The following is a 22453-nucleotide window of genomic DNA, read 5'->3' as shown; positions in this document are numbered from 1 at the left end:
CGGCGGTGGGGCTATACGCCGGGATTCATGCGCTCGGCGCGGTCCTTGGCCAATTTCTTATAGTACCGCCACATGTAGTGATAGTAATCGTCGAGTTGGGCGAGAAGATAATGCAATTCAGTCGGATCTTCGGTTTCCAGTGCACGCACCATGCGGGTTTTGAGGAATTCACCGAAGGCGCCGGTTTTCTCCACCGCAGTCAGCAAGCGCAACCCGCCGCCGATCTGATATTCGTTCATCCGAACCTCCGAACGCAAGGCGCGGCGTGAGAATAGCGAGGCCGACGAGGAAATTGCAAGTCAGGGCGACCGGACACGACGCTACGGCGCGCGTCCTTGCAGCAGCGCGCGCAGCCGGGTGAGCGAAATCGCATCGCTTCGGCGATCGTCACGGCCGACGACCGTAGTGGCGGTCGTCAACGCATTGAGAACCGCTTCTTCCGTGGCTTCAATCGTTGCCGTAATCAGCGGGTTGAGATGCGTATCCGCCAAGTGAGTCAGCTGGTAGGTGCGCTCCTTCGGGTAATGGGGAATGACTCCGGCGGAGGAGAAGGCCAGCATAAAATCTCCACTGCCGTGCCGGGCTGTCGCACCGGTCCGGGCGAGTCCGAGCGCGGCCCGCTTGGCCAGACGCGTCAACTGGCGGCTGTCCAGTGGTGCGTCGGTCGCGATGACGGTGATGATCGAGCCTTCTCCGGCTCCAGGTGTCGCGGCCTCCGCGACCGGTATGCGAGGCGCCTCCGACGTCGGTTGGGCGACGTCATAGAATCGACCGACCGGCACTCCATCGACGATCAGTTCCTGCCGCCGCCCGTGGTTGGCGTTGACCAAGACCCCGACGGTGTAACCGCCCTCTTCCGCCGTCAGCCGTCGAGAAGACGTTCCGATCCCGCCTTTGAATCCATAGGAAATCATACCGGTCCCGGCTCCGACGGTTCCTTCCATCACCGAACCGGTCGAGGCGCCGTCCAGGGCCAGGGCTACATCCGCTTCCGAGACATGACGGCCCTGGATGTCGTTCAGGCGGCCATCGTCGCATTCCGCCACGACCGGGGTGAGCGTATCGTCTGTAATCCCGATTTCAGGATAGTGCCGGATCATCCAACTCATGACGCCGTCGGCGACTCGCGGAACGTTCAGCGTATTAGTAAGGGCGATCGGGTATTCCAGAAATCCGGACTCGGCGATCCAGGCTAAGCCGGTCGTCTCTCCGGTGCCGTTCAGGACGAAGAAGCCCGCCGGTACTTTCCGATGCCAGATGTCTTCGCGCGGAATAATGACGGTGACGCCGGTGCGTACCGGCCCGAATCCCGGCTTCAACGGGCCGCTGCCCGTGATCAGCGTCCGGTGCCCGACCTTGACCCCGCTCACGTCCGTGATGGCGTTGAGCGGGCCCGGCTCATAAGAACCGATCGCGATGCCGATTTCTCTGGCACGGTGTCTGGGTTCCTGAGATTCCGCGGCAAAGACGGAGCCGCAACCGGCGGCGGCAACGGACAGGGCGAGGCAGACAAGAGCGACGGAGACGCGAAATTCTTGGATCATCGATGGATTCCGCGGCCCGTTCCCTTGTGCCGCGCCATGATTGAAAACGGACCTTTCACGAACCCGTCACTCCGTTGTCGCGCGCAATAAGATCCCAGGCCTCCTGAGCCGTTTCGGCATACTGAAAGAGGTGAAGATCCTCTGAAGCGATCAAGCCGTTATCGACAAGCCATGACCAGTCGATCAGGCGATCCCAGAAGTCGCGTCCGATGAGCACAATGATAAGGTGCCGGGTCTTCCCGGTTTGGAGCAACGTCAGAGCTTCGAAGAGTTCGTCGAGCGTGCCGAATCCCCCCGGCAAGGCAACCAGCGCCTTGGCTCGGATGAGGAAATGCATCTTTCGCATGGCAAAGTAGCGAAACTGAAAACTGAGGTCCGGCGTGATGTAGGCATTCGGGTATTGTTCGTGCGGCAGGGTGATGTTCAACCCGATCGATTTGGCTCCGACGTCCGAGGCTCCGCGATTGGCTGCTTCCATGATGCCCGGCCCGCCCCCGGTGATGATCACATAGTCGCAGCGGCCGTTGACCTGACAGGTCGAAGAGACGAGGCGGCCGAATTCGCGCGCGACATCGTAATACTTGGAGAGGGTCAATTGGCGTCGGGCGATCTCCAGCCGCCGGCGCCTGATCCGATCATCCGGAAACCGTGCGGAGTCTTCCTCCGCCATGCGAAGCGCCTGACCGGCGGTGACCGGATCCGACACCCTTGCGCTGCCGAAGACTACGATGGTCGACTGAATGCCATGCTCGCGCTGGACCAATTCGGGTTTCAGTAATTCCAGGCCTACGCGCACGGCGCGCAGGTCGTCCCGCTGCAGAAATTCAAGATCGCGATCGGCAGGAATGTAGGAGGAACTCGTTGGAAGACGGTCCATACGCGGGGGATTATAGCTGGACCTGCATGGACCGGCAATGCGAAGGCTATGAAAGTGTGAAGGATGTGTTAGAAAGGATACGGCGTAAATTGCGGGCCGGCGAAGTGTCGAAGGAAACTTCGGTGTTGGACGACCAAATTGGAGTCGCAGAGCACCTGGAAGGCATCCACGCCCAACCCGAGGCGGGAAAAAATCAGGTCCGGATCGACCGGCGACCAGGGCTTGGCCAGCCAACCGAAATTGACTCGTGAGTAGCGCACGTCCAGAAACCGATAGGTCACGACGATGCCGTTGTCGGAGTCCGTCATGGAATCCGGAGCTCCGAGTTTCGCGATCACATCGGATAGGTTGGTGCGACCCGGCTCGATGAACGTCACGTCGTTCAGCGTGATCGGTGTATTCAACGTGATGCGGACGACATTGCAGGCCCCCATGGCGAGCGCCAGCGCCACGATCGGCAGCACGAGGAGTTGGCTCCGAGGTCGCGGCATCGTGATCGCCTAGTCGCCGAAGGGCCAGAAACGGAATTCCAAGGCCTCCGTTCGTCGGGACGAGATCACGTCCTCGACGAGACCCTCGCGGTTGAGCAGGATGAACAAATCGTCACTCTTGACGGAAAGGCGAGAAAAATTCAGGATGATGAGGAGCAAGCTGCCGGCTTTCGCATCGTAGCGGTAGTACTGAAACACGTCGCGGCCGTTGACCTGAAGGATCCGATCCGGGGCGCCCAGCAGGGCGAGGACTTCCGTTTTTGTGGTGGTGGATTTCTTGATGCTGTTGACGACGTCCGGTTTGATGTCGTCGCCCAACGTCCCTCGGTTGAAGGCGCAGGCGCTCACGGCGAGAAGCAGGAGCACACCGAGGTTCCGCAACACGGTCATACCACCTCCTTGTGAGCGTGCCGTCTCCATCCTTACCGTGGATGGAGATTACTGTGCTTCGGCCATGTGAAGTCCGTTTCGTACACCTCGTATCCCGACGAGGCCAAACCCACACGGCCGTACACGCGCTTGGCGGCGTGATTGGCTTTTTCCACATACAGTCGAATGCCGCACACGCCCGGGTCAGACGTGGCTTCCCGCATGACGGTGTCGTGCAGCCGCCTGAAGACGCCTTGTCGTCTCCAGGCTGGATCCACATAGACGCTCTGAATCCACCAAAACACTCCGTTCCGCCAGTCGCTCCATTCGTAGGTGATCATCAATTGACCGACCAAGCGTCGGTCGGGATGGGAGATTTCGGCGACCATGAAGAATCCGTAGGTCGGTAAGCCAAGCAACGCCTGCGTGCCGTGACGGAGACGGGCCGGATCCAGCTCGCGGCCTTCGGTTTCGAGCGCCAGGGCGGCGCTGAACCCGATGATGGACGAGACATCGGACTCACGCCCTCGCCTGATGATGAATTGGTGCGATGCATGCCTGGGCGTCATGTCGAGGATCTCGGGACGCTCAACCAGCCGGTCGTCGGCTTGTAAAAGCCCGCGGAGAACTCCATCTTCATGGCTTCTTCCGGCAAGAGATTGAGGTGATGCAACTTGTTCTCTGGGATAAAGGCCAGGTAACCGGTGAAGGGGTGAATGGCAGTCGGAACGAAGATCGTCGTCAGGGTGACCGCGGGGTCCACCTGAACCGCAGCCGGTGCCACTCCCATCACGAAACCCAGCGCCCATAAGCCGTCGCGGGGAAACGGAAAGGCCACGACCGTACTGCGACCAAATCGGGAGCGGAACTGAAAGAGATCCGTCATGCCCTTGAGCGTCAGGTAAATGCTGCGGATGAGCGGGAGGCTTTCAATCCACCGTTCCGCCCTGGTCAAGACCTGTCGGCCCAACATCCGCGTGGCCAAGGCGCCGGTCAAGAGCACCAGGAGGCAGAACAGCGCCAGGCCCATCAGCGGTGTCTCGGAAAGGCCGATATTTTGCATCAGCTCCCCGATTATCTGATTGACGGTCGAGATGAGGGCAGAAAGGATCAAGAACGTGATCCAAGCCGGCACCAGGATCAACAGGCCGGCGAGGGAATACCGCCACCAGGTGTTCATGAAGTCTCCGTGTTCGTCGTAGTGTAACAGAAACGTCTATGGAATGGAGCGATGTATGAGACTTGCACTTAGGGGAGCAGTACCCTATTCTATCGACCGATTGATCGTGACCGCACCCGTTGCAGGAGTGACGTATGACGGAAGATGGAGGGAACCGACGCTCCGCGCACCTCGATAAAGAGCTGTTGTCGATTCTCTGCTGTCCGGAAACCAAGCTCGATGTGAGTTTGGCCGATCAAGTCTTGATCGACAGGATCAACGAGGCGGTGGGTCGGGGAACCGTGAAGAACAAGGGGAAGAAACCTGTGACGGAACCGCTGGATGGAGGGCTGGTCCGGGCCGACCGAAAGCTCCTCTACCCGATTCGCGAAGACATCCCCGTCATGCTGATCGAAGAAGCGATCCCGCTCGACGACTTCGCCTAGATCCGGTTCTTCTCCACCACGGCGAACCTTACGGCCCTTGCACGACCTGGCTTACGATGCAGTCTTCGATCCGGTGGACGTTCCGCACTGCTGGCACAAATACTCGTAAAGATCCCCCGTCGGCAACACCAGGAGCAGTCGCTCGCGTGTCGGTGTGGCCACACGGCAACGGGGGCAGTAGAGCAGCGACGCATTCAGGGATCGGAACTGCTCGGGTTGCTCAGACGCCCCGGGTCGTAGCGGTTGGTTCGGCTGGAGCGACCTTCCGGGGATGACGGGACGACCGGGGCGTCGGGGTGGTATAGACATGAACAGGATTGTAAATCGGTCGTCCCGAGCGGGTCAACTTCAGGGCTCTGCTGACGGCCGTCACCACGAGAAGGGATCTGGTCGTTCCTTGGATCGAACTTGGGAATCCCGACGAGCCATCTTCCAGATAAGCCGCCCGCATTGGACGACCGCGTAGACCAAGAGCCCGCTGAGCAGGCCATAGAACCCAGCCGTACTCCAGGGCCAGAGGTCCGGGGCGTGGAGCATCACGCCGAGTGCGATATGGCCGCCCACTCCGAGACAGAGAGCGAAGATGATCCACTCGCGCAACATGGCGTTTTCGGCGCGCCGGGTGCTCTAGATGAAGCAAGGCTGACGCGAGGATTATACCGCTGGGGTCTTGGCTGATTCGATCTCTGTGGCCGTGATCAGGCTGGAGAGGTAATCGGCAACAAAATTCAGGGCTTCCTCTCGACCATCCGCCCGGCGTCCCTTCTCGCGACGCTGGACCGACAATTCGTGATCAAGATCTGATTTCACCTCGGTAAGCACCCGCTGCAACGACGAGGGAGTCAGGTTGGCGTCCATGTCCTCCAGCTCTTGGCATCGATCCAGTACCCAGTTGAGCCCCTCAATCCGCCCGGCGTAATGCTCCTGTTCGGCCGTATCGATTCGGGCCATGGCAGTGGCGAAGGTCTGGGCTTCGTACACCAGATTGTAGAAGCTCGTAACAGCCCGCTGTAACGTCGGATTCATAGCACTCCTTTAGAGGTTCAAACGCAACGAGTTAACCACCCAATTATACACGAGAGTTCGACGGCAACAAGGGAAATTTTCGGGGAACTTTTTTAGGTGAACAGCAGCGAGTGGAATTCGTTCATGAAGCCGTAATAGAGAGGCGCGAAGTCTTTGAGGCTGTCGGGACTGGTTTCTTTGAGGCGCTTGAAGAAAAATACCTGCGCCCTGGGGTCGAGTTGCTCGAGGAGATGGCTCAGTTGCGCCATCGTGTAGCTGCCGGCCGGGACACTGAGCACGTAATGGACGAGCCGTTCGACGAATTGTTGAGCCAGATATTCCGTCGGAAGGTATCCGTCCGGCAATTTTCCTGCAGCCAAAAATTCATCGAAGGGAATGGCCTGAGCGGCAAATGGAATTGACTGCTCCTGACGGAAGGTCACGCTTTCGGCCCCTCAGGGATCAACGTCCGCCTTCAATTGCTCGGATCAACTCTACTGGACCCCTCGGAGACGGTCAAGTGCACAGAAGCAGCAGAGGCGCCTGAGCCGAAAGACCGGTGTCTCGGAGCATCCAGGTCCGGTCGCCCGGGCGCTCCGCTGCTCCGTTCATCCTCAGGCTTCTTTGGTGGAGCCGATCCCTTAGACCGATCTCGTTGTCTCGTCCGGTATACCGGGCGTGTTTCGGTAGCGGGTCAGTTTCCTGTTGCGTCATGCCCGCCCCCGATCGCAGTCGAGGGCAGGCTTCGGCGGGCATCCACTGCTCGATCCAGACTCGATGCTGAGGAGAAGGCCTTGACTGGATTCCCGCTTCCGCGGGAATGGCACACGTCAGGGCGGCTGATGGCAAATTGACCCACCACCCCTGTTCCGGCTTGCTTGACAGTCTATGCGGCCCTCAGTAGAATCCACTCCTTCTCAACAACTCTGGTTTTGAGCGGGAATAGCTCAGTGGTAGAGCATCGCCTTGCCAAGGCGAGGGTCGAGGGTTCAAATCCCTTTTCCCGCTCCAATTTTTCCTGCCAGGCCGCCACAACCGACAAGGATTTCAGTACCGCTCGGTGGTCCATTCCCGCGTTGCCTCGCCGTGTTGTCTCTGGCTCATGTGCTTGAGGGGAGGCCCGTTGATCGTGCCGTCCGTTCGGTGCGGTCGACCATGGATCACAACGCTCAACGGCTAGGAAGGTTTGCCGGGGAGTCGCTGAAGCGCGCGCAGCTGCTGTTCGGCATGCGCCAGTTCCTCAGCCGTGAGTTGGATTTTACTGAATCGTCCACGGCTATAGAGTTCCGTCAGTTGCGAAACCGTTTCGGCGGCGTTCGCCCACCTGGTCGCGACCAATCTTGCGAATTCGAGCGGTGTCGTGGTGGGGGCCTTTGCGAACCCAGCCTGCCCGACCGTCTGGACCATCTGTTTGTAGATCTTGGTGATCCTCGACTGCTGCCGCTGTGTGTGATGCTCCGGCGAAGTGAGAACGCGGAGCATCTTCCGCAGCAGGATGGCAACGGTGCCGACACCCAGCAGACCCATGACGATGAGCGTGACGACGCCGTTCTCCGACGCCCGCGCCGGTAAGCGCTCCAAGACGGTGAGAACTCTGTTCCCGGTCAGATCCATCGCGGCGATCCATCGGCCGGTCAGATCGCGAACGGTGTCGCCGCTGTCTCGGAGGCCCTGAATCATCGCAAACTGGTCCCTCACGCTGTATCGGATGAAGAGGCGATCCCAGTAGAGCCGCAGTGACTCACCGGCCCGAAACAGCGCGCTCAAACTTGATGGGGCGGGGGACGCTCCCGTCGGTGGAGTAGGGTCGAACGTCGTCCAGCCTGATTGAGGAAAATAGACTTCCACCCAGGCATGAGCATCACGCTGCCGGACGGTGAAATACCCGCCGAACTGGTTCCATTCCGTGGCCAGAAATCCCGTGACCAGACGCGCTGGGATGCCGAGGGATCGCAGCATGACGACCATCGCCGTGGCGTAGTGTTCGCAGTACCCGGACTTGCGGATAAAAAGGAAATCTTCAAGGGGGTGGAGCGACGTCGTCGTTTCGAGATCGAGGCTGTAACGATAGGTATGGAGGAGGTGCTGCTGGATCGCCAGGATTTGATCGAATGGCGCGGGGGTATCCCGTACGATGTGCTGCGTCAGTTTGAGAATTCCATCGGAAAGTTCGGGAAGCGACAGGTACCGTTCCGCCACGGGGCGAGGATAGTCCATTACCACGGCATGTCTCTCATGATCGTCGACGTTGTGCACCCGCGATGTGACGGAATATCTGACGCGGGAGGAGGCGGGAAACGGCAGATAAAGCGCTCCCATCCCGTCTGATTGTACGCCGGCAAGGTCGCCGCTCAGGTACTCCGCAAAGGGGACCGCGAAGAGCACCGCGGTGTCCAGGGCTTCCAGCAAAATGTCCTGTTGGATGGAGACGGAGGCAACCTGTGCATGTCGCCCTCCGGACGGACGGACGACAAATGTCCCGTCGCCGAAGGTGCCGAGATTACGGCGTCGTATATTCCCGGCGCTCCAGGATCTCCCGTCATATTGATCGTAAGCCACACCTCGCAGATACAACCGGTCCGGTACGCTGGCGGGGCGATCTGGAAGTTCGACCCGCATGACCACCTGAGGGTCCTGCTTCACTGATCCGATCATGCCCAGGTCGACCCGTTCCGCGAAGCCCGTGGTTTTCAGTCCCTCGCCGCGGGACTTCTGAAGGATCCCGACACCGATGCGCGGTAGCAGGAAGAAGATGACGAGCGTCAGGCTGAACGTGGCGACGGCGATACCGTTTGTCAACCAGAAGAAGCGGCCGCTAATGCTCAGGGACGGCGCGGCGGGCGCGCCGGTGCGAGTTGCTGCCGTCGTACCGGCCGGATGCGCGCCCGTCAGATGGTAGAGCAGCAGCGTCCACACCGCGGTGAGGAGATACAAAACAAATACGGGAATGAACCAGGCCTCCGTCGTCGAGGCTGCGGAAGCCAGAATGGCCATAAGGCTGATCGCGTATAGTTGGCGGAAGTCGCGGCGTTCTTCCAGCGAGGTCAGTTTGATGATGAGCAGGACGACCAGGAAATGAATGCCCGCCGTCAGGAGTTCGCGAGACACCGCGATCAAATCGACAAGGAAGAACGCGAATGCCGAGAGCAAGGCCAGGCTCCGTAAACGGGCCGGGGTCACGGCATGTCGAGAGGACCGAGGAACGACCGCGATCCCTGCGGCATCGAGCACCGCAAGGGTCAACGCGAATCCCGTCAAGAGGGCGACCCAGGCAGGGATGCCGTGGCTCAGGATCACTCCAGAGAAGGCGGCGGCCGCCAACAGCAGCGAGCTTAATTTGAAGGCTTGCTCAAAAGGCATGGGTCAAGTCCTCGAGCTGTGCTCCCTCGACGATCCGATCAGCCGCGACCGTCGTCCCGCCCCCGTCCGGATCCATCCATGGGACGACGGCCAACGTATAGCCTGGATCGCCGTCCAGAAGTGCCGACACATCCGGTCCGTTGCCCTGTGACCCTGTCGGACGGCGCCGGCACAAGGCCAGCAGCCGCATCATGGCCAACAAATGCTCGGAGCCGACTCCCGGGCCGGAATCCTCTTCCCCGATGAGGAGCCGAAGAGGAAAATTCCGCTGAGTCAATTGCCAGAGCAGCGAGGCGACGAGCGTGACGCTCCGTTCGAACAAGGCATCGAGATGGTCGGGAGCCGTGCAGGACAGGATAATGGTAACACGTCGCTGGTCCTCGGCTTCGGTCTCGCGCACGATCAGCTGCGCCGTCCGCGCCGTCGTCATCCAGTGAATCGCCCGGGAGTCGTCTCCCGGTTGGTACAAACGCAGGTTATAGAGCTGCGTCCCGTGGCCCCGGCGGGGCAGGGACCGGCCCTGTCCTTCACTGACCAGCTCGTCGACAAAGCGGACCGACAGCGGTTTAACCGGCGGTCCGACCAGGACCTCGGTGGCCACAGGATAGAGCGCGCGTTTCAAGAACAGTCCGAACGGGAACAGTGTCTCGGCCCGGATCTGCTCCAGGACAATGCGTCCCCGCTTCGTCGCCAGCAGAGGGTAGGACAAGAGGACGGAGTGCCGGGCGGGCAACTGTCGGACGAAGAGCCCCCGATCGACGTCCGATCCGCCGAGGACATCGAACAGGCGCAGTGAAAAACTGGGCAGATATCTGTTGCGGTTCGTCACCGAGAGGGACACTGTCGCGGGGTCATGAGCCATGATGAGCTCCGGAGCATGTCGGTGAAACGCGAGACGCCGGAGGCAATGTTCGGAGAGGAATCCGGAGATGATGATCACGCTCAGCATCAGAGCCAGCAACAGGTAGAACAGGTTGTTTCCCGTATTGATGGCGGCGACGCCGATGGCCACGGTGAAGAGGAGAAAGCGGATGCCCTCGGGAGTCAGACGGATCGACCGGCGGGTGGCGAATAGGCGAAGGCTCGCGCAGAGGAGATCCCAGTCATGTCGGAGGCCGTGCGTCATCAAGATCTCCCTGATGCGATCACCGTAGAGAGGCCGGAGTCTGGCAGTTGTCGCGAGACGGCCGGGGCGATGGACGCCGAGCGGCGGCGAAGCGCTATGCCGTGGAATCAGGGCGAGCGTCCATTTGTGTTCAGACGGGCACGGGAACCGTGTCCACGATATCGAGAATGATGCGCTCGGCCTGATCGAAGCCGTGCGTGCGCATTCCGTGGGCGCGATTGAGCATGACTCGATGCGACAACACGATGGGGGACAATTCCTTGATGTCGTCCGGCAGGCAATAGTCTCTGCCTCGCACACAGGCCAGGGCTTTCGCGGTCTTGCTGAGAGCCAGCGCTCCTCTCGTGCTGACACCCAGGGAGAGGAGCTCACTGTGACGCGTCGCCTGCACGATGGCCAACAGATAATCGGTCAGCGTGTCATCCATATGGATCTGATCGACGCGCCGTTGCAGGGCCAGTACCTCCTCCACCGAGAGGACGGGATCGAGTACTTCCGCCGGATGCAGGGCTTGAGGCCTGTCCAGCACCTTGCGCTCTTCTTCCGGCGACGGATACCCGAGACGGAGACGCATGAGGAATCGGTCGAGCTGGGATTCCGGAAGCGGGAAGGTGCCGTGGTACTCGGCGGGATTCTGCGTGGCGATGACCATAAACGGCTGCTGGAGGGGATGGGTCTGGTTGTCGACGGAGATTTGCGCTTCGCTCATCGCCTCCAACAGGCTGCTTTGGGTTTTCGGGGTCGTACGATTGATTTCATCCGCGAGGACGATATTTGAGAAAATGGGGCCGGGCATGAATTCGAAGCCCTGTTTTTGGCGGTTGAAGATCGAGACTCCGACGATGTCGGAGGGCAGCAGATCACTGGTGAACTGGATCCGCTTGAACGAGCAAGCCAGCGATCGGGCCAGGCTGTGCGCCAGGGTCGTTTTCCCGACACCGGGGACGTCCTCCAGCAGCAGATGGCCGCGCGCCAGCAGACAGACCACCGCCATCTCGATGGCCTGTGCCTTCCCCTTGATGACGCGGGCAATATTGTCCTGAATAGCTTGAATGGTCCGGGATGAATTCATGTCGAGGATGGGGTGCGGTGAAGAACCTGGAATTGACACGGCCGTGACACCGCTGGAGTCTAACAAAGGGGGTGGAGACGGTCAATTTAACCGCTGATTTGCGCAGTGCAACGGACAGGGTGCGGCGGTGACGAGGAGGATCTGTGGAGGCTCCGCGGTCAGCGCGCGGGAATGAGCGTCAGCATCCAAGGAGGGGATTCTTCTATCATGTCGGGGAATTTGCGGGCGGTGCTGCTGGCCGGCATCCCACTGAACAAGGCGCCGCGTCGAACCCGGATCGACTGGAAGGCATAGTGGGCGGCGTGAGGAGAGTGAACGGGCAGTACGCGGGGGATCTGGCGACGCAACGGCGCACAATCGGCCAAACTCAACGATGCGCCAAGGGCAAGCTGCGAGAGGCGCGGGTAGATGTCCGCGAAGACCGTCTTGATCGTGTCTGGCGTGAAGGGGCGATTCGGCGGTCGATACTGCGGCCCCTCGAGCACCTGGGACAGGAGTTCCCAGAACACCTGATCATCCACGGCGCCAAGGATGCAGATCTGCCCCCGCCGAGAGAGGAGATCGAGCAATGCCAACGGGCCGCGGATGTCGAACTTCCACGGCGGAAAAAGCAAGGACCTCTCGCCGTGGCGTACCTCAAGCGCCGGTTCTCCGCCGTAGTCCGTCTGATGATAGAGTCCCTTGGTCCGTTGCAACTCTCCGGCAATGACGCCCTGGTCAAGACGCGTGGGTTCGTAGGCGAACGCCGGCGTCGCCGGCGCCCAGCAGGTGACGAGGGTATAGCAGGGGACGAGCTTACCGGATCGGTCCAGACGCTCCAGTGCAAACATGTCCTGACCGGAAAAGAATTGAAAGGAAAGGTCCGGGCGGGACCGCAGCCGATCCAGCGTCGTTCGATCCGGGTGCAGAGGGCCACCGAGCTTGGATTGAGCATGAAGTCGATCGACAGCATGAAGTACCAACGTCTTGCCTTCCGCTCGCACCGCCGCGGCGTAACCATCCGCCAATTCGCCTGCGAACGAGAGATCGCCGGCACCGAGGTCCAGCAGAGAGGGGGCATCGGCGGCAAGGAGGGCGGCGAATGGGCTGGCTTCGTCTAGGAGCGCGGCCTCCAGGACTGTCGCGGGCAAGGAGGAGGCGGTCGCGCGGAACTCGGAACTACCGGCCAGATCGAACCAGACGCAAAGCGCCCTCACCGCCTTGGTAGGAGGCAGTCCGGTCAGTTCCTTCAACCTGGGACCAGGGAGATCCTGGATCCGTTCGACGTGACCGAAACTCAACGCGGTCAGGATCGCCTCGCAAATGGAAGGCGGAAGGTCCACGCGACGGATCTCTTCGGTCAAACGCCGGAGTGTCTCCGGCAGCCGACCGGCCCCGACCAATTTGCGGGAGATCTCCCATTCAAGGTCGCGCTCCTGCAAGAGTCTGGTCACCTGTGAGCGAAAGTCTGCCAATGCCTGGGCTTGGGGATTCATGACGATCGGGGTGTTTCGCGGGGTCCAGGGATGAGACGCGCTTCACAGGGCATTCGGCAGCATAGCGATCCTCGCAATGGAGGGTCAAGGTCGGCAGTTGCCGTCGACGGGAACCTATGTTAGGGGTGAAAGTCATGAGAGCCATACTGGCAATGTCGATCCTTCCGTCCGGCGGTTGGTGGCGGACCGCGATCGGGTTTGTGCTCTTGTCCTGGACGACGGCCTGTGCCGGCGTCGAACGGCACGAGTCGGCTCTGTCGGGCGAACCGGCGCCCGCCTTTCAGATGGGCCAGATCATCGAGACGGTCACCGGCCGGACTCTGTCATTGGAACAGCTGGGGCCGATGCTGCGCGAACAGGAGGTCATTTATCTCGGAGAGGAACATCACAACCGGTTCCATATCGACGCGGCCCGCATGGTCATCGACAGTTTGATCACCGATGGGCGCCGGCCCGTCCTTGCCATGGAAATGTTCGGCTGGGACGGTCAGGGCGCACTCGATCAGTATCTTGGTCCTGAGAATCTCGGCCGTGAGGAGTTCCTTACGGCGGTCCGATGGAAGCAAAATTGGGGCGGTCCGTTCGAAGATTATGAGCCGTTGGTCCGGCTTGCCAAGGAGCAGCATCTTGCGCTGATCGCGATGAATCCTCCGAAGATGGTGGTGAGGAATGTGGCCAAACAGGGACTCGAGGAGGTTCGACGGAGCGCTGAGATGGAGCAGTGGGGCCTGCAGGACGAGAGCTTCGTCGAGGACCCGGCGTACCGCGCCCGCATCCTCCATCAATTGAAGGCCTGTCATGACGGCGGGCAGGACGTCATGTATCAGGCGATGTACGAGGCATCCATGGTGCGAGACGAAGGGATGGCCAAGACCCTCGCGATACAGGTCCGGCGTCTACGGGAGGGAAGTGATCGTGCGGCCGGTCCGGTGGTGAGCTACACCGGAGGCGGCCATGTGCAATACAACCTGCCCGTTCCCAAGAGGGTTGCGCGGCGGCTGGAGTGGGAGGTTCGGCAGGTGAGCCTCTATATGACGTCGTTCGATCATGGCCGCACCGAAGAGATCCGTGAGATGCTCAGCGACAAGATCGCGGACTATGTGTGGCTCACGGCCGTCAGCCCACAGGGGCCCCCTCGCCGTTGCCGGTAGTAGAATCCGGCAGCCAAACGTGAGGAAGCGCCGAATGCTTGACAGCTTTACCCGAGCCGTTTCACACTAAGCCCGGGCGGCAGGGCCACGGCTGCCGCAGCGGATACTGACCTTATGCGAAACAAGATTCCCTGTTCCGCCGAACGTCTGAGCCTCTTGGATCCTCCGATGATCCAAGGCGTCGTCGACCGTAATGCCTTCCACATCGGCAATCAGTACCTTTCCGAGAACCGCGTTCGGATCGTCGAGGCCGACGATTCCCAGATCTCCTCCGCCGTGATCGGCAATTCGGGCCTCTACGAGCAGACGATCAAGCTGAAGGACGGGCACCTCGTGTCGCGGTGTAGTTGCTCCTTGCCGGAGGAACCGATGTGCCGGCATTGTATCGCCGTGTTGCTGGAGTATCACCGCTGGGTTCAGCCGAAGTCTCAGAGCAAAAGGTCGAAGCAGCCGTCGGCCTCCCCCGTCGCCGCCGCATCGGAGGCAAACGGCGGCGGAGCGCCGGCCGCGGCCTCCCACGGCGGACCGGATCTGAAGCTCAGTGAGGTCATGGCGTTTATCGAATGGCTTCAGTCGGCGATGACGGCGATAGGAGAGGGACAGGCTCTCCCCGATTCAAGTCGGGCTTCTGGCGAGGTCGGAACTTGGATTCAGACCATTCGAGGTCTTGATGAACGACGGCGGGAGAGTGAAGACCGTCAATCGACGATGGAGTTGGAGCGGCGCGACAGAGAGGCCTACGTCGGGCGCTTGACTCAGCAATTGCAGACCTCAATGGCCGAGGTCCAGGCCGCGCAGCAGGCGAGCCAGCAGTTGCAGGAGGAAATCACCCGGTATCAGGACATGTTTGCCAAGATTACCGACCTTGCCTCGGAGGTCGCCGGCTACGACAGCCAGATTAAGTCGATTTCCGGTGAGTTGTTGGCGAAGGGGGCTCAACTCGACAAGCTTGCCGCCTCCTTTCGGGAGGTCGCGACGGCCTTGAAGACCGGTCAGCGATCCGGTTCCCAAGCCTCCTGACGCGTCCCTACCCCTCGCCCCTGTCCCCTTGCGTCCCAGCGTCCAAATTCAGTAGAATGCGGCGTCTTTTCACTTCTCGAATCTGAGGAGGACGGTATTATGAGAAATCTGATGACGCAAGTGGGTTGGACGACGTTCGTGATCCTGGCTGCAGCGGCCCCGGTGCTGGCCAATGCGCCGGCGGGTGAAGGACCGCCGGACTATTCCGGGATCACCGGTATGTATTACGTGCTGATCGGGATCGTCCTTGCCTACGGGGTTTACGATACGTTCTTGAAAAAGAACTGACGAGTGTCTTGACGACAGCGAAGCGGACATCCGGCTCGGAGGCCTCCGGCCGGTGTCCGTACTGCCGTCCCCACCGACGTCTTTCTCCTCCTTGTGCTATTTCTTCAGAAGCGGTTTCAGCGGTTCGATCATGTTTCCCACGATGATGCGGTAACCCTCGGCCGTGGGATGGATGCCATCCGCCTGATTGAGATCGGTCTCGCCCGCAATCCCGTCCAGAAAGAAGGGGATCAGCGTGAGGTGATAGCGGCGCGCCAGCGCCGGATAGATCTCTTCGAACCCTCGTGTATAGTCTTGCCCGTAGTTGGGCGGAAGTTTCATACCGGCCAGCACGACCGTAACCGAGGCCTGCTGCAACTGCTCAATGATCAGCTCAAGATTGTGTCTGGTTTCGGCGAGACTCAGCCCGCGCAGCCCGTCGTTGGCGCCCAATTCAAGAATAACCAGAGTCGGCTTGCTGTTGAGGATCCAACGCACGCGCCGCAGGCCGCCCGCAGTCGTTTCTCCACTGACTCCGGCATTGATCACACGGTAGCGAAATCCGGCTTCATCCAACCGGTGCTGGAGTTGAGCGGGATAGGCATCCTCCGCTGCCACCCCCGATCCGGCCGTCAAGCTGTTTCCGAATGCCACGAGCCTGGGGCGAGCATCGATCGGCGCTTCGGCGAGGGTCGGAGCGGCTGCCGCACCGGCGAGCGACGCGACAGCGATGACGATACAGCCGGTGGCGGTTGCGATGTGCAGAGGGACCATAAGAACTTCAGTATAATAACATCGGACGACAGACTTTGGAGAACCGGCTTATGATCGACATCGTCCGTGTGTCTATGCGGCTGACGGCGGGAGGAAGACCGGTCAATATTCTTCACGATGTGACGCTGGACATTCCGAGCAAGCAGATGGTGGCCATCGTCGGGCCATCAGGGAGCGGAAAGTCCACACTGCTGGGGCTCATTGCGGGGTTGGACCGGCCCACCTCGGGAACCATTCGGCTCAACGGCCTGGATATCACCCGGATGAGAGAGGGAGATCTCGCGAAGTATCGACGTGCGCAGATCGGCTACATTTTTCAATCCTTTCACCTGATTCCCACCCTGACGGCCTTGGAAAATGTGCTGGTGCCGTTGGAGCTTGCCGGTGCGTCGGCGGCCGGAGAGCGTGCGGCCGAGTTATTGTCCGCAGTAGGTCTGGGCGATCGACTCCATCATTATCCTGTGCAGCTGTCGGGAGGCGAACAGCAACGGGTGGCCGTCGCCAGGGCGTATGCCTGTCGGCCGGCTGCCCTGTTAGCCGACGAACCGACCGGGAACTTGGATTCAACAACGGGACAACACGTCATGGATCTGCTCCTCGCGCTCCAACGAGACCACGGGACCACCTTGGTCCTGGTCACGCATGATCCCTCGATCGCGTCATTGATGCAACGCGTCATCACCTTGCGCGATGGACGCGTGGAATCCGACGAAATCAAGACCCCATGACAGCGCGGTCGACTTCATGGTCCGGTTCACCGACGCACAATCGTCGGAACGCGAAATGGCGCTCAGTAAAGGGAAACGGGTGAGCTCCGATGTTTGAACTCCGAATGGCCTGGAGAGAAACCCGAGGCGCCTGGCGGCATTTTGCCTATTTTTTTGTCTGCATCGCGGTCGGAGTCGGAGCCTTGGTCGCCGTGGGCCTCTTCGCCGATCACGTGAATCGCGCGGTCACCAAGGAGGCCAGGGGACTTCTCGGAGGCGACATCGAAATCCGTTCGTCCCATCGGCTCACTGACAGCGGCGAGCGACTGCTGGCCGACTTGGCGGAACGACGGATCGCGTCTACGCGCGTGAGCGAATTGGTGGCCATGGCCGTGCGTGAGTCGCCCGCGGCCGGGGCGACATCACAGACGACTCAGATCGTCGAACTGAAGGCCGTTGAGGCGGCCTATCCGTTCTACGGCACGTTGAAACTGGAGCCCGCTCAACCGTTGGACCGGTTGCTCCATCCGGACCGGGAGACCTGCGGGCAGTCGGCCTGTGTGGGCGCGGTGGTTCAGGAGACGTTGCTGCTCCGCATGGGGCTCGCCGTCGGTGAGCGGTTGAAGATCGGACAGGCCGTATTCCTGATCACCGGCATCGTGCGTCTTGAACCGGATCGTATGGCGAACGCGTTCAGCCTCGGCCCGCGGGTCATCATTTCTCGGCAGGGGTTGGAGAGGGCGGACCTGATCAAGCGGGGAAGCCGTGTGCGCGAACGTCACTTGCTGAAAGTGCCCGAGGGCATCGAGTTGGAGCCGCTCCGCGCTGAGCTGCGAGTGCGCCTCAAGTCCGAGTCCGTACGCGTGACCAGCTATCGGGAAGCCCAACCGCAGCTGAAGCAGTTTCTTGCGCAGCTGTCGCGGTATCTCGGCCTCATCGGTCTGACCGCGTTGTTCATCGGCGGTGTAGGGGTTGCGATGTCCATCCGAGCGTTCATTCGCGAGAAGCTCAAGACCATCGCGATTCTGAAGTCCCTCGGAGCCGATTCCGCCGCTGTCGTGAGGATCTACCTCCTGCAGGCCCTGGGCTTGGGACTGCTCGGCAGCCTCGTCGGGATGGCGGCCGGTTACGCGCTGCAGGTCGTGCTTCCTCCTTTGTTGAGTAATGCGGTGGCTTCCGAAGTGCTGCAGCAACTTGGGGTATCGACCGGACTGTCTGCTGCGTCCATCGTCCCCTTGGTCAAGGGAGGGCTTCTGGGTCTGCTGGCGACGGTCCTCTTTGCCGCATGGCCGCTGCTGACCATCAGAGAAATCAAGCCGGCCGTCATTCTGCGGCAGGACGTGGAGACGAACGCAGATGGCGGGCGGTCCGTACGGGCGACCGGCGTTGTCCGTTGGATCATGAGAGAGCGGCTCAAGGTATTCACGGCCTCGACGTTGGGAGCCGGCTTGGGAGGTCTTGCGATCTGGCAGGCCGGAAGCTGGAACGTCGGCCTCTTGTTCATCGGCGGCTTGGCACTGGCCGTAGCGTTGTTGTTTCTGGCGGCGAAGGGCCTGCTCTACTGGCTGACGCGTCTGCCCAGGCCCGGCTCGGTCTGTCTGCGCTATGCCGTGGGAAACGTCACGCGCCCGGGCGGCGATAGTACGGGCATTCTGATTGCGATCGGTCTGGGCGTTACGATTATCGTCACCGTGTCGCTCATCGAGAAGGCGCTGGTTCGGGAAGTGGGCGAGGCCAGACCGAACGATGCCCCGACCTTCTTTTTTATCGACATACAGCCGGACCAGACGGAGGGATTCGTACGGCTTGTGGAAAAGCAGACAGGCGGCTCGAAGCCGGATCTGACTCCGCTGGTTCGATCTCGGCTTCATCGCGTCGGCGGAGAGGCGGTCACGGTCGACGAGGCGCAGGGGCAGGACGAGGAGCGCGACGAAACCAAGGAAGAGCGGCGAAGACAATGGTATGTCTCGCGCGAGTATGCGCTGACCTACCTGGAACGACTACCGAAGGGCAATGAGATCGTTCGAGGACGATGGTGGACAGCGGGGCAAACCTTCTCCAAACCGTTGGTGTCGATCGAGGAAGAGGCCGCCAAGGCGATGGGATTGGATATCGGTTCGACGGTGGAATTCGATATTCAAGGCACCACCGTCGCCGCCGAAATCTCCAGTATTCGAAAGGTGGACTGGGGGACCTTTTCGACGAATTTCTACATGATTTTGTCGCCGGGGTCGTTGGATGGGGCTCCGCTGACGTATGTCGGCACGATACATGTGGCGGCGGCACAGGAAATTCCGCTGCAGCAAGCGGTCGTGGCGGCCTTCCCCAACATGAGCGCCATTCATGTCGGCGATGTGCTGGACAATTTCGGGCGTGTATTGGACCGACTGTCGCTGGCGATCCGAGCTGTGGCGTTGTTTTGCCTCGTCTCAGGCGCGCTGGTGATGGCGGCGGCATTGGCGACGACCAGATATCGACGACTCTATGAAGCGGTGATTCTGAAGGCACTGGGAGCGACGAGAGCCTTGTTGGCCGGGACGTTCGCCGTCGAATACCTTCTGCTCGGATTGGTCGGCGGGGCCGTCGCGGTCTGGCTATCGAGCGCCTTGTCGTGGCTGATCCTGACCTATGTCTTCGAGTTATCCTGGAGCCTGCATTTGGGCGTGTTGCTCCTGGGCGTGCTGCTCACCATGACGCTGACCTTGAGCGTCGGGTTTCTCAGCACCTTTCGCATGTTGGGAGAGCGGCCGCTTTCCATCTTGCGACACGAGTAAGGCTGCTGAAACAGCCCGTCGTCGCTCGGGGGCAGGCGTTCAGCCATGGTCGTGGCCGCGAACGTGCCTTCTCCGGGTCGTATTCGATCCAGGCTCTTCCGAAGTCTCGAGCGCGGGCAAGATCCGTGGAGGGAGACGTCGTGAGCGGGATGGACTTGATCATGGGATGTCTTCCCTGTCGGTGTGGGCAAGCAGATACTCGTGAAGCGTCGAGGCGTGTCGTTCGCGGAAACGCACGGCGATGCGCAGCTGTTCCAAGTATTGCTCCAAGGTCTTTCCCCCCAGATCGATCTTTCGCGAGGAAAAGAAAGCCCTGACGTCGGCCTCGAGCGCCGGGGTTGCGAGCGCGGTGATGCCTCCGCACATGCGGCGAAGGCCTTGCTTGGGAAACTCACGGTCCATCCGGTCCCAGTGGGTCTTCACGAAGTCCCATCCGAGATGCTTGCCGTAGACGTTTCCCATGACGGCGCTGACGATCGCAGGGGCATCCTGGAGTCGAATGTGTCCGTCGAGCGTGTGTTCCAGTGTCTTCTCCAGCAATTCAGGCTGGCGGAAGGCGGTCAAGGAGAAGAGGTAGCGTCGTTCTTCCTGGGGGGTCTTGGCCGTCCGGAACCGTTCTGCAAACTCCGCGTATCGTGCTTCGTCGCCGGTAAACGCCAGGATGGAGACCAGCGCCGGGAGGAGATTGGGATCGACGGCGGCCGGATCCTGCTTGGTCGTCTCGTACAACTCCGCGGCACGCGTCTGGGTCACCGGGTCGTTGCCGAGACGGCCCATCCCCGCGGCCAATTCGCTGCGCAGTTGCCGGATCAGGTCGTCTTCGCCCGGCTCCGCCGTCCATCCGACGGCTGAGAATGCGGGGTGCACCCGTCGTCGGACGAACGCTTGGAGGGCCGGGCGCTGCTCCGGCTCAATGAGTCGGTTGAGGAAGGCGAATGAATCGAGGAGGATGGCCCACACGTTCTTGTCGCGATCCTCGGAAAATCCCGCCGTCAGGTCAAGATAGTCAACCAGCGAGGTGAGGCCGGCGACCGTGGTGGCCCATGAGTCGTTTATGAGATTGAAGCGTTCGGTCGCGGCCAGGCGAGCCACGCCGGCCGCAAGGAGTTTGCCGCGCAGCACGGGACCGTACCGTACCCGGTAGAAGCCGTGGCCGCCTTCGTTGACGAGCACGGATTCCGGCGCCGTCGCCATCGTCAGATGCGTGTCCTGTTCGGTGATGAGGAGTCTCATGGTTTCGCTCTTGCCCTCCGACCGCACGCGAAGCTGGATCGGCACGTGCCAACTCGGTGAGACAGACGATGAGGAGCGGGAGTCGGGCGACAGGTAGGTAAACCGTTCCTGTTTGAGCGTCAACGTCGTCTCGCCGCTGAGTTCGGCGGTGACCAGGGGATATCCGGGCTGAAAAATCCAACCGTTCATCATCGCCGGCACCGGGTGTTTCGCCGCATTCCCCAGGGCAACCCACAAGTCGTTGGTGTCCGCGTTGCCGTATGCGTGTCGTCGGAGGTAGTCGCGCACACCGGTGCGAAACACGTCGGGGCCGATATGTTGTTCGAGCATCCGGAGGACCGAGGCACCCTTTTCATACGTTAGGACGTCGAACATCGCATCCGCGTCCTTGGGCGCGTGAACGGGATATTCGACGGGTCTGGTGCTGAGTAGGCCGTCGACGGACAGGGCGGCGGCCCTGGAAATACAGAACGTCTCCCAGCGCTTCCAGTTCGGCTTCCACGCGTCGACGGCCAACATTTCCATAAATGTGGCGAAGGCTTCGTTGAGCCAGAGACCATTCCACCAGGCCATGGTCACGAGATCGCCGAACCACATATGGGCGTTCTCGTGGGCGACCACGTCGGCGACGCGCTCCAGCTCCCCGTGCGTCCCGTGGCGTTGATCGACGAGCAATGCGGTCTCACGAAAGGTGATGGCGCCGAGATTTTCCATGGCTCCCGACGCAAAGTCCGGAATGGCGAGCAGGTCCAATTTGCCCCCCGGATAGGGAATGCCGTAATACTCCTCGAAGAACTTGAGCGAGGCGGTGGCGATGTCCTGGCCGAACGAGGCGAGATGCTGTTTGCCCGGCACGCACCAGACGCGAATGGGGGTCCTCCCGACGAACGTCGGGGCGGTAGACTCGATGTGTCCGACCACGAACGCGACCAGATACGTCGACATGTTGATCGTGTCGGCGAATCGAACCACCTTCTTGCCCCGATCCAGGGTTTCAGCCTCGACTCGGCCGTTCGACACGGCGGCCATCGCGGGGTCGACGACCAACGTAACGGAGAAGACCGCTTTGAAGTCCGGTTCATCCCAACAGGGGAACCCCCGTCTGGCATCGGTCGCCTCGAATTGGGTGGCCGCCAGAGTCCTGGTCCTGCCCGAGGCGTCCGTATAGGTGCTGCGATAGAAGCCTCGAAGTTTGTCGTTGAGTGTGCCACGAAACGACACATGTAGCCGCCATTGCCCAGGGGTGATCCCTACGGGAAACGTCAACCGACAGCGCTCCAAGGGTTCTTCCAACTCAATCATACCGTCCAACCGTTCGCCCCGCGGCCCTTCCAATTGCGCGCCCTCGATGAGGAGGTCGGCGGCATTCAAGAGCATCGAGGTCGTGGGTTCCAGGACCGACAGCGTGACGGTTTCTTGACCGTGAAACGAGGCTGCGATCAAATCCGGCTCGAGGCGCAAGTCGTACTTGAGGGGTACCACGTGGCGCGGCAGTCGATAGGGGTCAGCGCCGCGGGTCGGCGTCTGAAGGTTCATGGAGTTCTCCTTTGGCGGTGCCGTCCTGCCCGGCCCGGCGGCTCGTACGGACGACGGCCGTAGGTCC

The 22453-nt window shown here is 60.9% G+C and carries 22 protein-coding genes and 1 tRNA gene; 7 read left to right on the top strand and 16 right to left on the bottom strand.

What is annotated here, in order from left to right; all coding sequences use genetic code 11:
* Nucleotides 1-11: 11 nt before the first annotated feature.
* The 7 genes from P0111_16775 to P0111_16745 form a co-directional block, all read right to left on the bottom strand.
* Entirely contained in the window at nt 12-239 is a 228-nt protein-coding gene (locus tag P0111_16775; protein MDF0645686.1) for a hypothetical protein, read from the bottom strand.
* 81 nt (nt 240-320) lie between these two features.
* Nucleotides 321-1544, bottom strand: coding sequence for a P1 family peptidase (locus P0111_16770; protein MDF0645685.1), 1224 nt, complete (start codon nt 1542-1544; stop codon nt 321-323).
* Between the two features lie 55 nt (nt 1545-1599).
* Nucleotides 1600-2421: a TIGR00730 family Rossman fold protein gene (locus P0111_16765; protein ID MDF0645684.1), complete on the bottom strand. Its 822-nt coding sequence runs from the start codon at nt 2419-2421 to the stop codon at nt 1600-1602.
* 68 nt (nt 2422-2489) lie between these two features.
* Complete coding sequence (locus P0111_16760; GenBank protein MDF0645683.1) at nt 2490-2912, bottom strand: hypothetical protein; 423 nt, start codon at nt 2910-2912, stop codon at nt 2490-2492.
* A 9-nt stretch (nt 2913-2921) separates the two neighbouring features.
* Nucleotides 2922-3302, bottom strand: a complete 381-nt coding sequence (locus P0111_16755; GenBank protein MDF0645682.1) for a hypothetical protein — start codon at nt 3300-3302, stop codon at nt 2922-2924.
* A gap of 32 nt (nt 3303-3334) precedes the next feature.
* Nucleotides 3335-3850 carry a GNAT family N-acetyltransferase gene (locus P0111_16750; protein ID MDF0645681.1) on the bottom strand — a complete coding sequence of 172 codons (516 nt, stop codon included), beginning with the start codon at nt 3848-3850 and terminating at the stop codon, nt 3335-3337.
* Entirely contained in the window at nt 3847-4461 is a 615-nt protein-coding gene (locus P0111_16745; protein ID MDF0645680.1) for a DUF502 domain-containing protein, read from the bottom strand. Before P0111_16745 ends, P0111_16750 begins: the two co-directional genes overlap by 4 nt.
* 134 nt (nt 4462-4595) lie before the next feature.
* Here P0111_16745 and P0111_16740 point away from each other — a divergent pair, with 134 nt between their 5' ends.
* A complete protein-coding gene (locus tag P0111_16740; GenBank protein MDF0645679.1) occupies nt 4596-4886 on the top strand; it encodes a Trm112 family protein in 291 nt (96 codons plus the stop codon).
* Nucleotides 4887-5255: 369 nt separating this feature from the next.
* Here the strand turns inward: P0111_16740 and P0111_16735 are convergent, their stop codons facing one another.
* From P0111_16735 to P0111_16725, 3 genes are all read right to left on the bottom strand, one after another.
* Nucleotides 5256-5489, bottom strand: coding sequence for a hypothetical protein (locus P0111_16735; GenBank protein MDF0645678.1), 234 nt, complete (start codon nt 5487-5489; stop codon nt 5256-5258).
* A 51-nt stretch (nt 5490-5540) separates the two neighbouring features.
* Nucleotides 5541-5912 (bottom strand): hypothetical protein, encoded by a 372-nt coding sequence (locus tag P0111_16730; protein ID MDF0645677.1) that lies wholly within the window; start codon nt 5910-5912, stop codon nt 5541-5543.
* Nucleotides 5913-6004: 92 nt separating this feature from the next.
* Nucleotides 6005-6334 carry a hypothetical protein gene (locus tag P0111_16725; protein ID MDF0645676.1) on the bottom strand — a complete coding sequence of 110 codons (330 nt, stop codon included), beginning with the start codon at nt 6332-6334 and terminating at the stop codon, nt 6005-6007.
* Nucleotides 6335-6827: 493 nt separating this feature from the next.
* On the opposite strand from P0111_16725, the gene P0111_16720 reads away from it, so the two are divergent.
* Nucleotides 6828-6902, top strand: a tRNA-Gly gene (locus P0111_16720).
* Between the two features lie 165 nt (nt 6903-7067).
* Here the strand turns inward: P0111_16720 and P0111_16715 are convergent.
* From P0111_16715 to P0111_16700, 4 genes are all read right to left on the bottom strand, one after another.
* Complete coding sequence (locus tag P0111_16715) at nt 7068-9251, bottom strand: DUF3488 and transglutaminase-like domain-containing protein (protein ID MDF0645675.1); 2184 nt, start codon at nt 9249-9251, stop codon at nt 7068-7070.
* A complete protein-coding gene (locus tag P0111_16710) occupies nt 9241-10377 on the bottom strand; it encodes a DUF58 domain-containing protein (protein ID MDF0645674.1) in 1137 nt (378 codons plus the stop codon). The genes P0111_16715 and P0111_16710 overlap by 11 nt, the downstream gene beginning before the upstream one ends.
* A 130-nt stretch (nt 10378-10507) precedes the next feature.
* Nucleotides 10508-11449 (bottom strand): MoxR family ATPase, encoded by a 942-nt coding sequence (locus tag P0111_16705; GenBank protein MDF0645673.1) that lies wholly within the window; start codon nt 11447-11449, stop codon nt 10508-10510.
* Between the two features lie 158 nt (nt 11450-11607).
* Nucleotides 11608-12924 carry a hypothetical protein gene (locus P0111_16700; GenBank protein MDF0645672.1) on the bottom strand — a complete coding sequence of 439 codons (1317 nt, stop codon included), beginning with the start codon at nt 12922-12924 and terminating at the stop codon, nt 11608-11610.
* A gap of 134 nt (nt 12925-13058) precedes the next feature.
* On the opposite strand from P0111_16700, the gene P0111_16695 reads away from it, so the two are divergent.
* From P0111_16695 to P0111_16685, 3 genes are all read left to right on the top strand, one after another.
* Nucleotides 13059-14075, top strand: a complete 1017-nt coding sequence (locus P0111_16695) for a ChaN family lipoprotein (protein MDF0645671.1) — start codon at nt 13059-13061, stop codon at nt 14073-14075.
* A gap of 114 nt (nt 14076-14189) precedes the next feature.
* The gene (locus P0111_16690) at nt 14190-15095 is read left to right on the top strand and encodes a hypothetical protein (GenBank protein MDF0645670.1); all 906 of its coding nucleotides are present in this window, start codon (nt 14190-14192) and stop codon (nt 15093-15095) included.
* Between the two features lie 99 nt (nt 15096-15194).
* Nucleotides 15195-15383 carry a hypothetical protein gene (locus P0111_16685; GenBank protein MDF0645669.1) on the top strand — a complete coding sequence of 63 codons (189 nt, stop codon included), beginning with the start codon at nt 15195-15197 and terminating at the stop codon, nt 15381-15383.
* A gap of 96 nt (nt 15384-15479) precedes the next feature.
* On the opposite strand, the gene P0111_16680 is transcribed toward P0111_16685, so the two are convergent.
* Nucleotides 15480-16136, bottom strand: coding sequence for an arylesterase (locus tag P0111_16680; protein MDF0645668.1), 657 nt, complete (start codon nt 16134-16136; stop codon nt 15480-15482).
* Nucleotides 16137-16186: 50 nt separating this feature from the next.
* Between P0111_16680 and P0111_16675 the strand changes: the two genes are divergently transcribed.
* Together P0111_16675 and P0111_16670 are read left to right on the top strand one after the other, a co-directional pair.
* On the top strand, nt 16187-16864 hold the full coding sequence (locus P0111_16675) for an ABC transporter ATP-binding protein (protein ID MDF0645667.1): 678 nt from the start codon (nt 16187-16189) through the stop codon (nt 16862-16864).
* A gap of 89 nt (nt 16865-16953) precedes the next feature.
* Complete coding sequence (locus tag P0111_16670) at nt 16954-19617, top strand: ABC transporter permease (protein MDF0645666.1); 2664 nt, start codon at nt 16954-16956, stop codon at nt 19615-19617.
* Between the two features lie 159 nt (nt 19618-19776).
* Here the strand turns inward: P0111_16670 and P0111_16665 are convergent, their stop codons facing one another.
* Nucleotides 19777-22386 carry a M1 family metallopeptidase gene (locus P0111_16665; protein MDF0645665.1) on the bottom strand — a complete coding sequence of 870 codons (2610 nt, stop codon included), beginning with the start codon at nt 22384-22386 and terminating at the stop codon, nt 19777-19779.
* Nucleotides 22387-22453 lie beyond the last annotated feature (67 nt).

The sequence above is a fragment of the Nitrospira sp. genome (assembly GCA_029194535.1).
Classification (GTDB): Bacteria; Nitrospirota; Nitrospiria; order Nitrospirales; family Nitrospiraceae; genus Nitrospira_C.
Note: the sequence above shows the minus strand (reverse complement) of the source record. Positions and strands in the feature narration are given on the sequence as shown.

What these genes read in the sequence shown, in the direction of transcription:
- P0111_16740 (MDF0645679.1), top strand. Translation starts at nt 4,596, where the DNA reads ATGACGGAAGATGGAGGGAACCGACGCTCCGCGCACCTCGATAAAGAG.
- P0111_16750 (MDF0645681.1), bottom strand. Translation starts at nt 3,850, where the DNA reads ATGACGCCCAGGCATGCATCGCACCAATTCATCATCAGGCGAGGGCGT.
- P0111_16765 (MDF0645684.1), bottom strand. Translation starts at nt 2,421, where the DNA reads ATGGACCGTCTTCCAACGAGTTCCTCCTACATTCCTGCCGATCGCGAT.
- P0111_16675 (MDF0645667.1), top strand. Translation starts at nt 16,187, where the DNA reads ATGATCGACATCGTCCGTGTGTCTATGCGGCTGACGGCGGGAGGAAGA.
- P0111_16680 (MDF0645668.1), bottom strand. Translation starts at nt 16,136, where the DNA reads ATGGTCCCTCTGCACATCGCAACCGCCACCGGCTGTATCGTCATCGCT.
- P0111_16715 (MDF0645675.1), bottom strand. Translation starts at nt 9,251, where the DNA reads ATGCCTTTTGAGCAAGCCTTCAAATTAAGCTCGCTGCTGTTGGCGGCC.
- P0111_16710 (MDF0645674.1), bottom strand. Translation starts at nt 10,377, where the DNA reads ATGACGCACGGCCTCCGACATGACTGGGATCTCCTCTGCGCGAGCCTT.
- P0111_16665 (MDF0645665.1), bottom strand. Translation starts at nt 22,386, where the DNA reads ATGAACCTTCAGACGCCGACCCGCGGCGCTGACCCCTATCGACTGCCG.
- P0111_16775 (MDF0645686.1), bottom strand. Translation starts at nt 239, where the DNA reads ATGAACGAATATCAGATCGGCGGCGGGTTGCGCTTGCTGACTGCGGTG.
- P0111_16730 (MDF0645677.1), bottom strand. Translation starts at nt 5,912, where the DNA reads ATGAATCCGACGTTACAGCGGGCTGTTACGAGCTTCTACAATCTGGTG.
- P0111_16745 (MDF0645680.1), bottom strand. Translation starts at nt 4,461, where the DNA reads ATGAACACCTGGTGGCGGTATTCCCTCGCCGGCCTGTTGATCCTGGTG.
- P0111_16670 (MDF0645666.1), top strand. Translation starts at nt 16,954, where the DNA reads ATGTTTGAACTCCGAATGGCCTGGAGAGAAACCCGAGGCGCCTGGCGG.
- P0111_16735 (MDF0645678.1), bottom strand. Translation starts at nt 5,489, where the DNA reads ATGTTGCGCGAGTGGATCATCTTCGCTCTCTGTCTCGGAGTGGGCGGC.
- P0111_16690 (MDF0645670.1), top strand. Translation starts at nt 14,190, where the DNA reads ATGCGAAACAAGATTCCCTGTTCCGCCGAACGTCTGAGCCTCTTGGAT.
- P0111_16755 (MDF0645682.1), bottom strand. Translation starts at nt 3,302, where the DNA reads ATGACCGTGTTGCGGAACCTCGGTGTGCTCCTGCTTCTCGCCGTGAGC.
- P0111_16760 (MDF0645683.1), bottom strand. Translation starts at nt 2,912, where the DNA reads ATGCCGCGACCTCGGAGCCAACTCCTCGTGCTGCCGATCGTGGCGCTG.
- P0111_16695 (MDF0645671.1), top strand. Translation starts at nt 13,059, where the DNA reads ATGAGAGCCATACTGGCAATGTCGATCCTTCCGTCCGGCGGTTGGTGG.
- P0111_16770 (MDF0645685.1), bottom strand. Translation starts at nt 1,544, where the DNA reads ATGATCCAAGAATTTCGCGTCTCCGTCGCTCTTGTCTGCCTCGCCCTG.
- P0111_16685 (MDF0645669.1), top strand. Translation starts at nt 15,195, where the DNA reads ATGAGAAATCTGATGACGCAAGTGGGTTGGACGACGTTCGTGATCCTG.
- P0111_16705 (MDF0645673.1), bottom strand. Translation starts at nt 11,449, where the DNA reads ATGAATTCATCCCGGACCATTCAAGCTATTCAGGACAATATTGCCCGC.
- P0111_16700 (MDF0645672.1), bottom strand. Translation starts at nt 12,924, where the DNA reads ATGAATCCCCAAGCCCAGGCATTGGCAGACTTTCGCTCACAGGTGACC.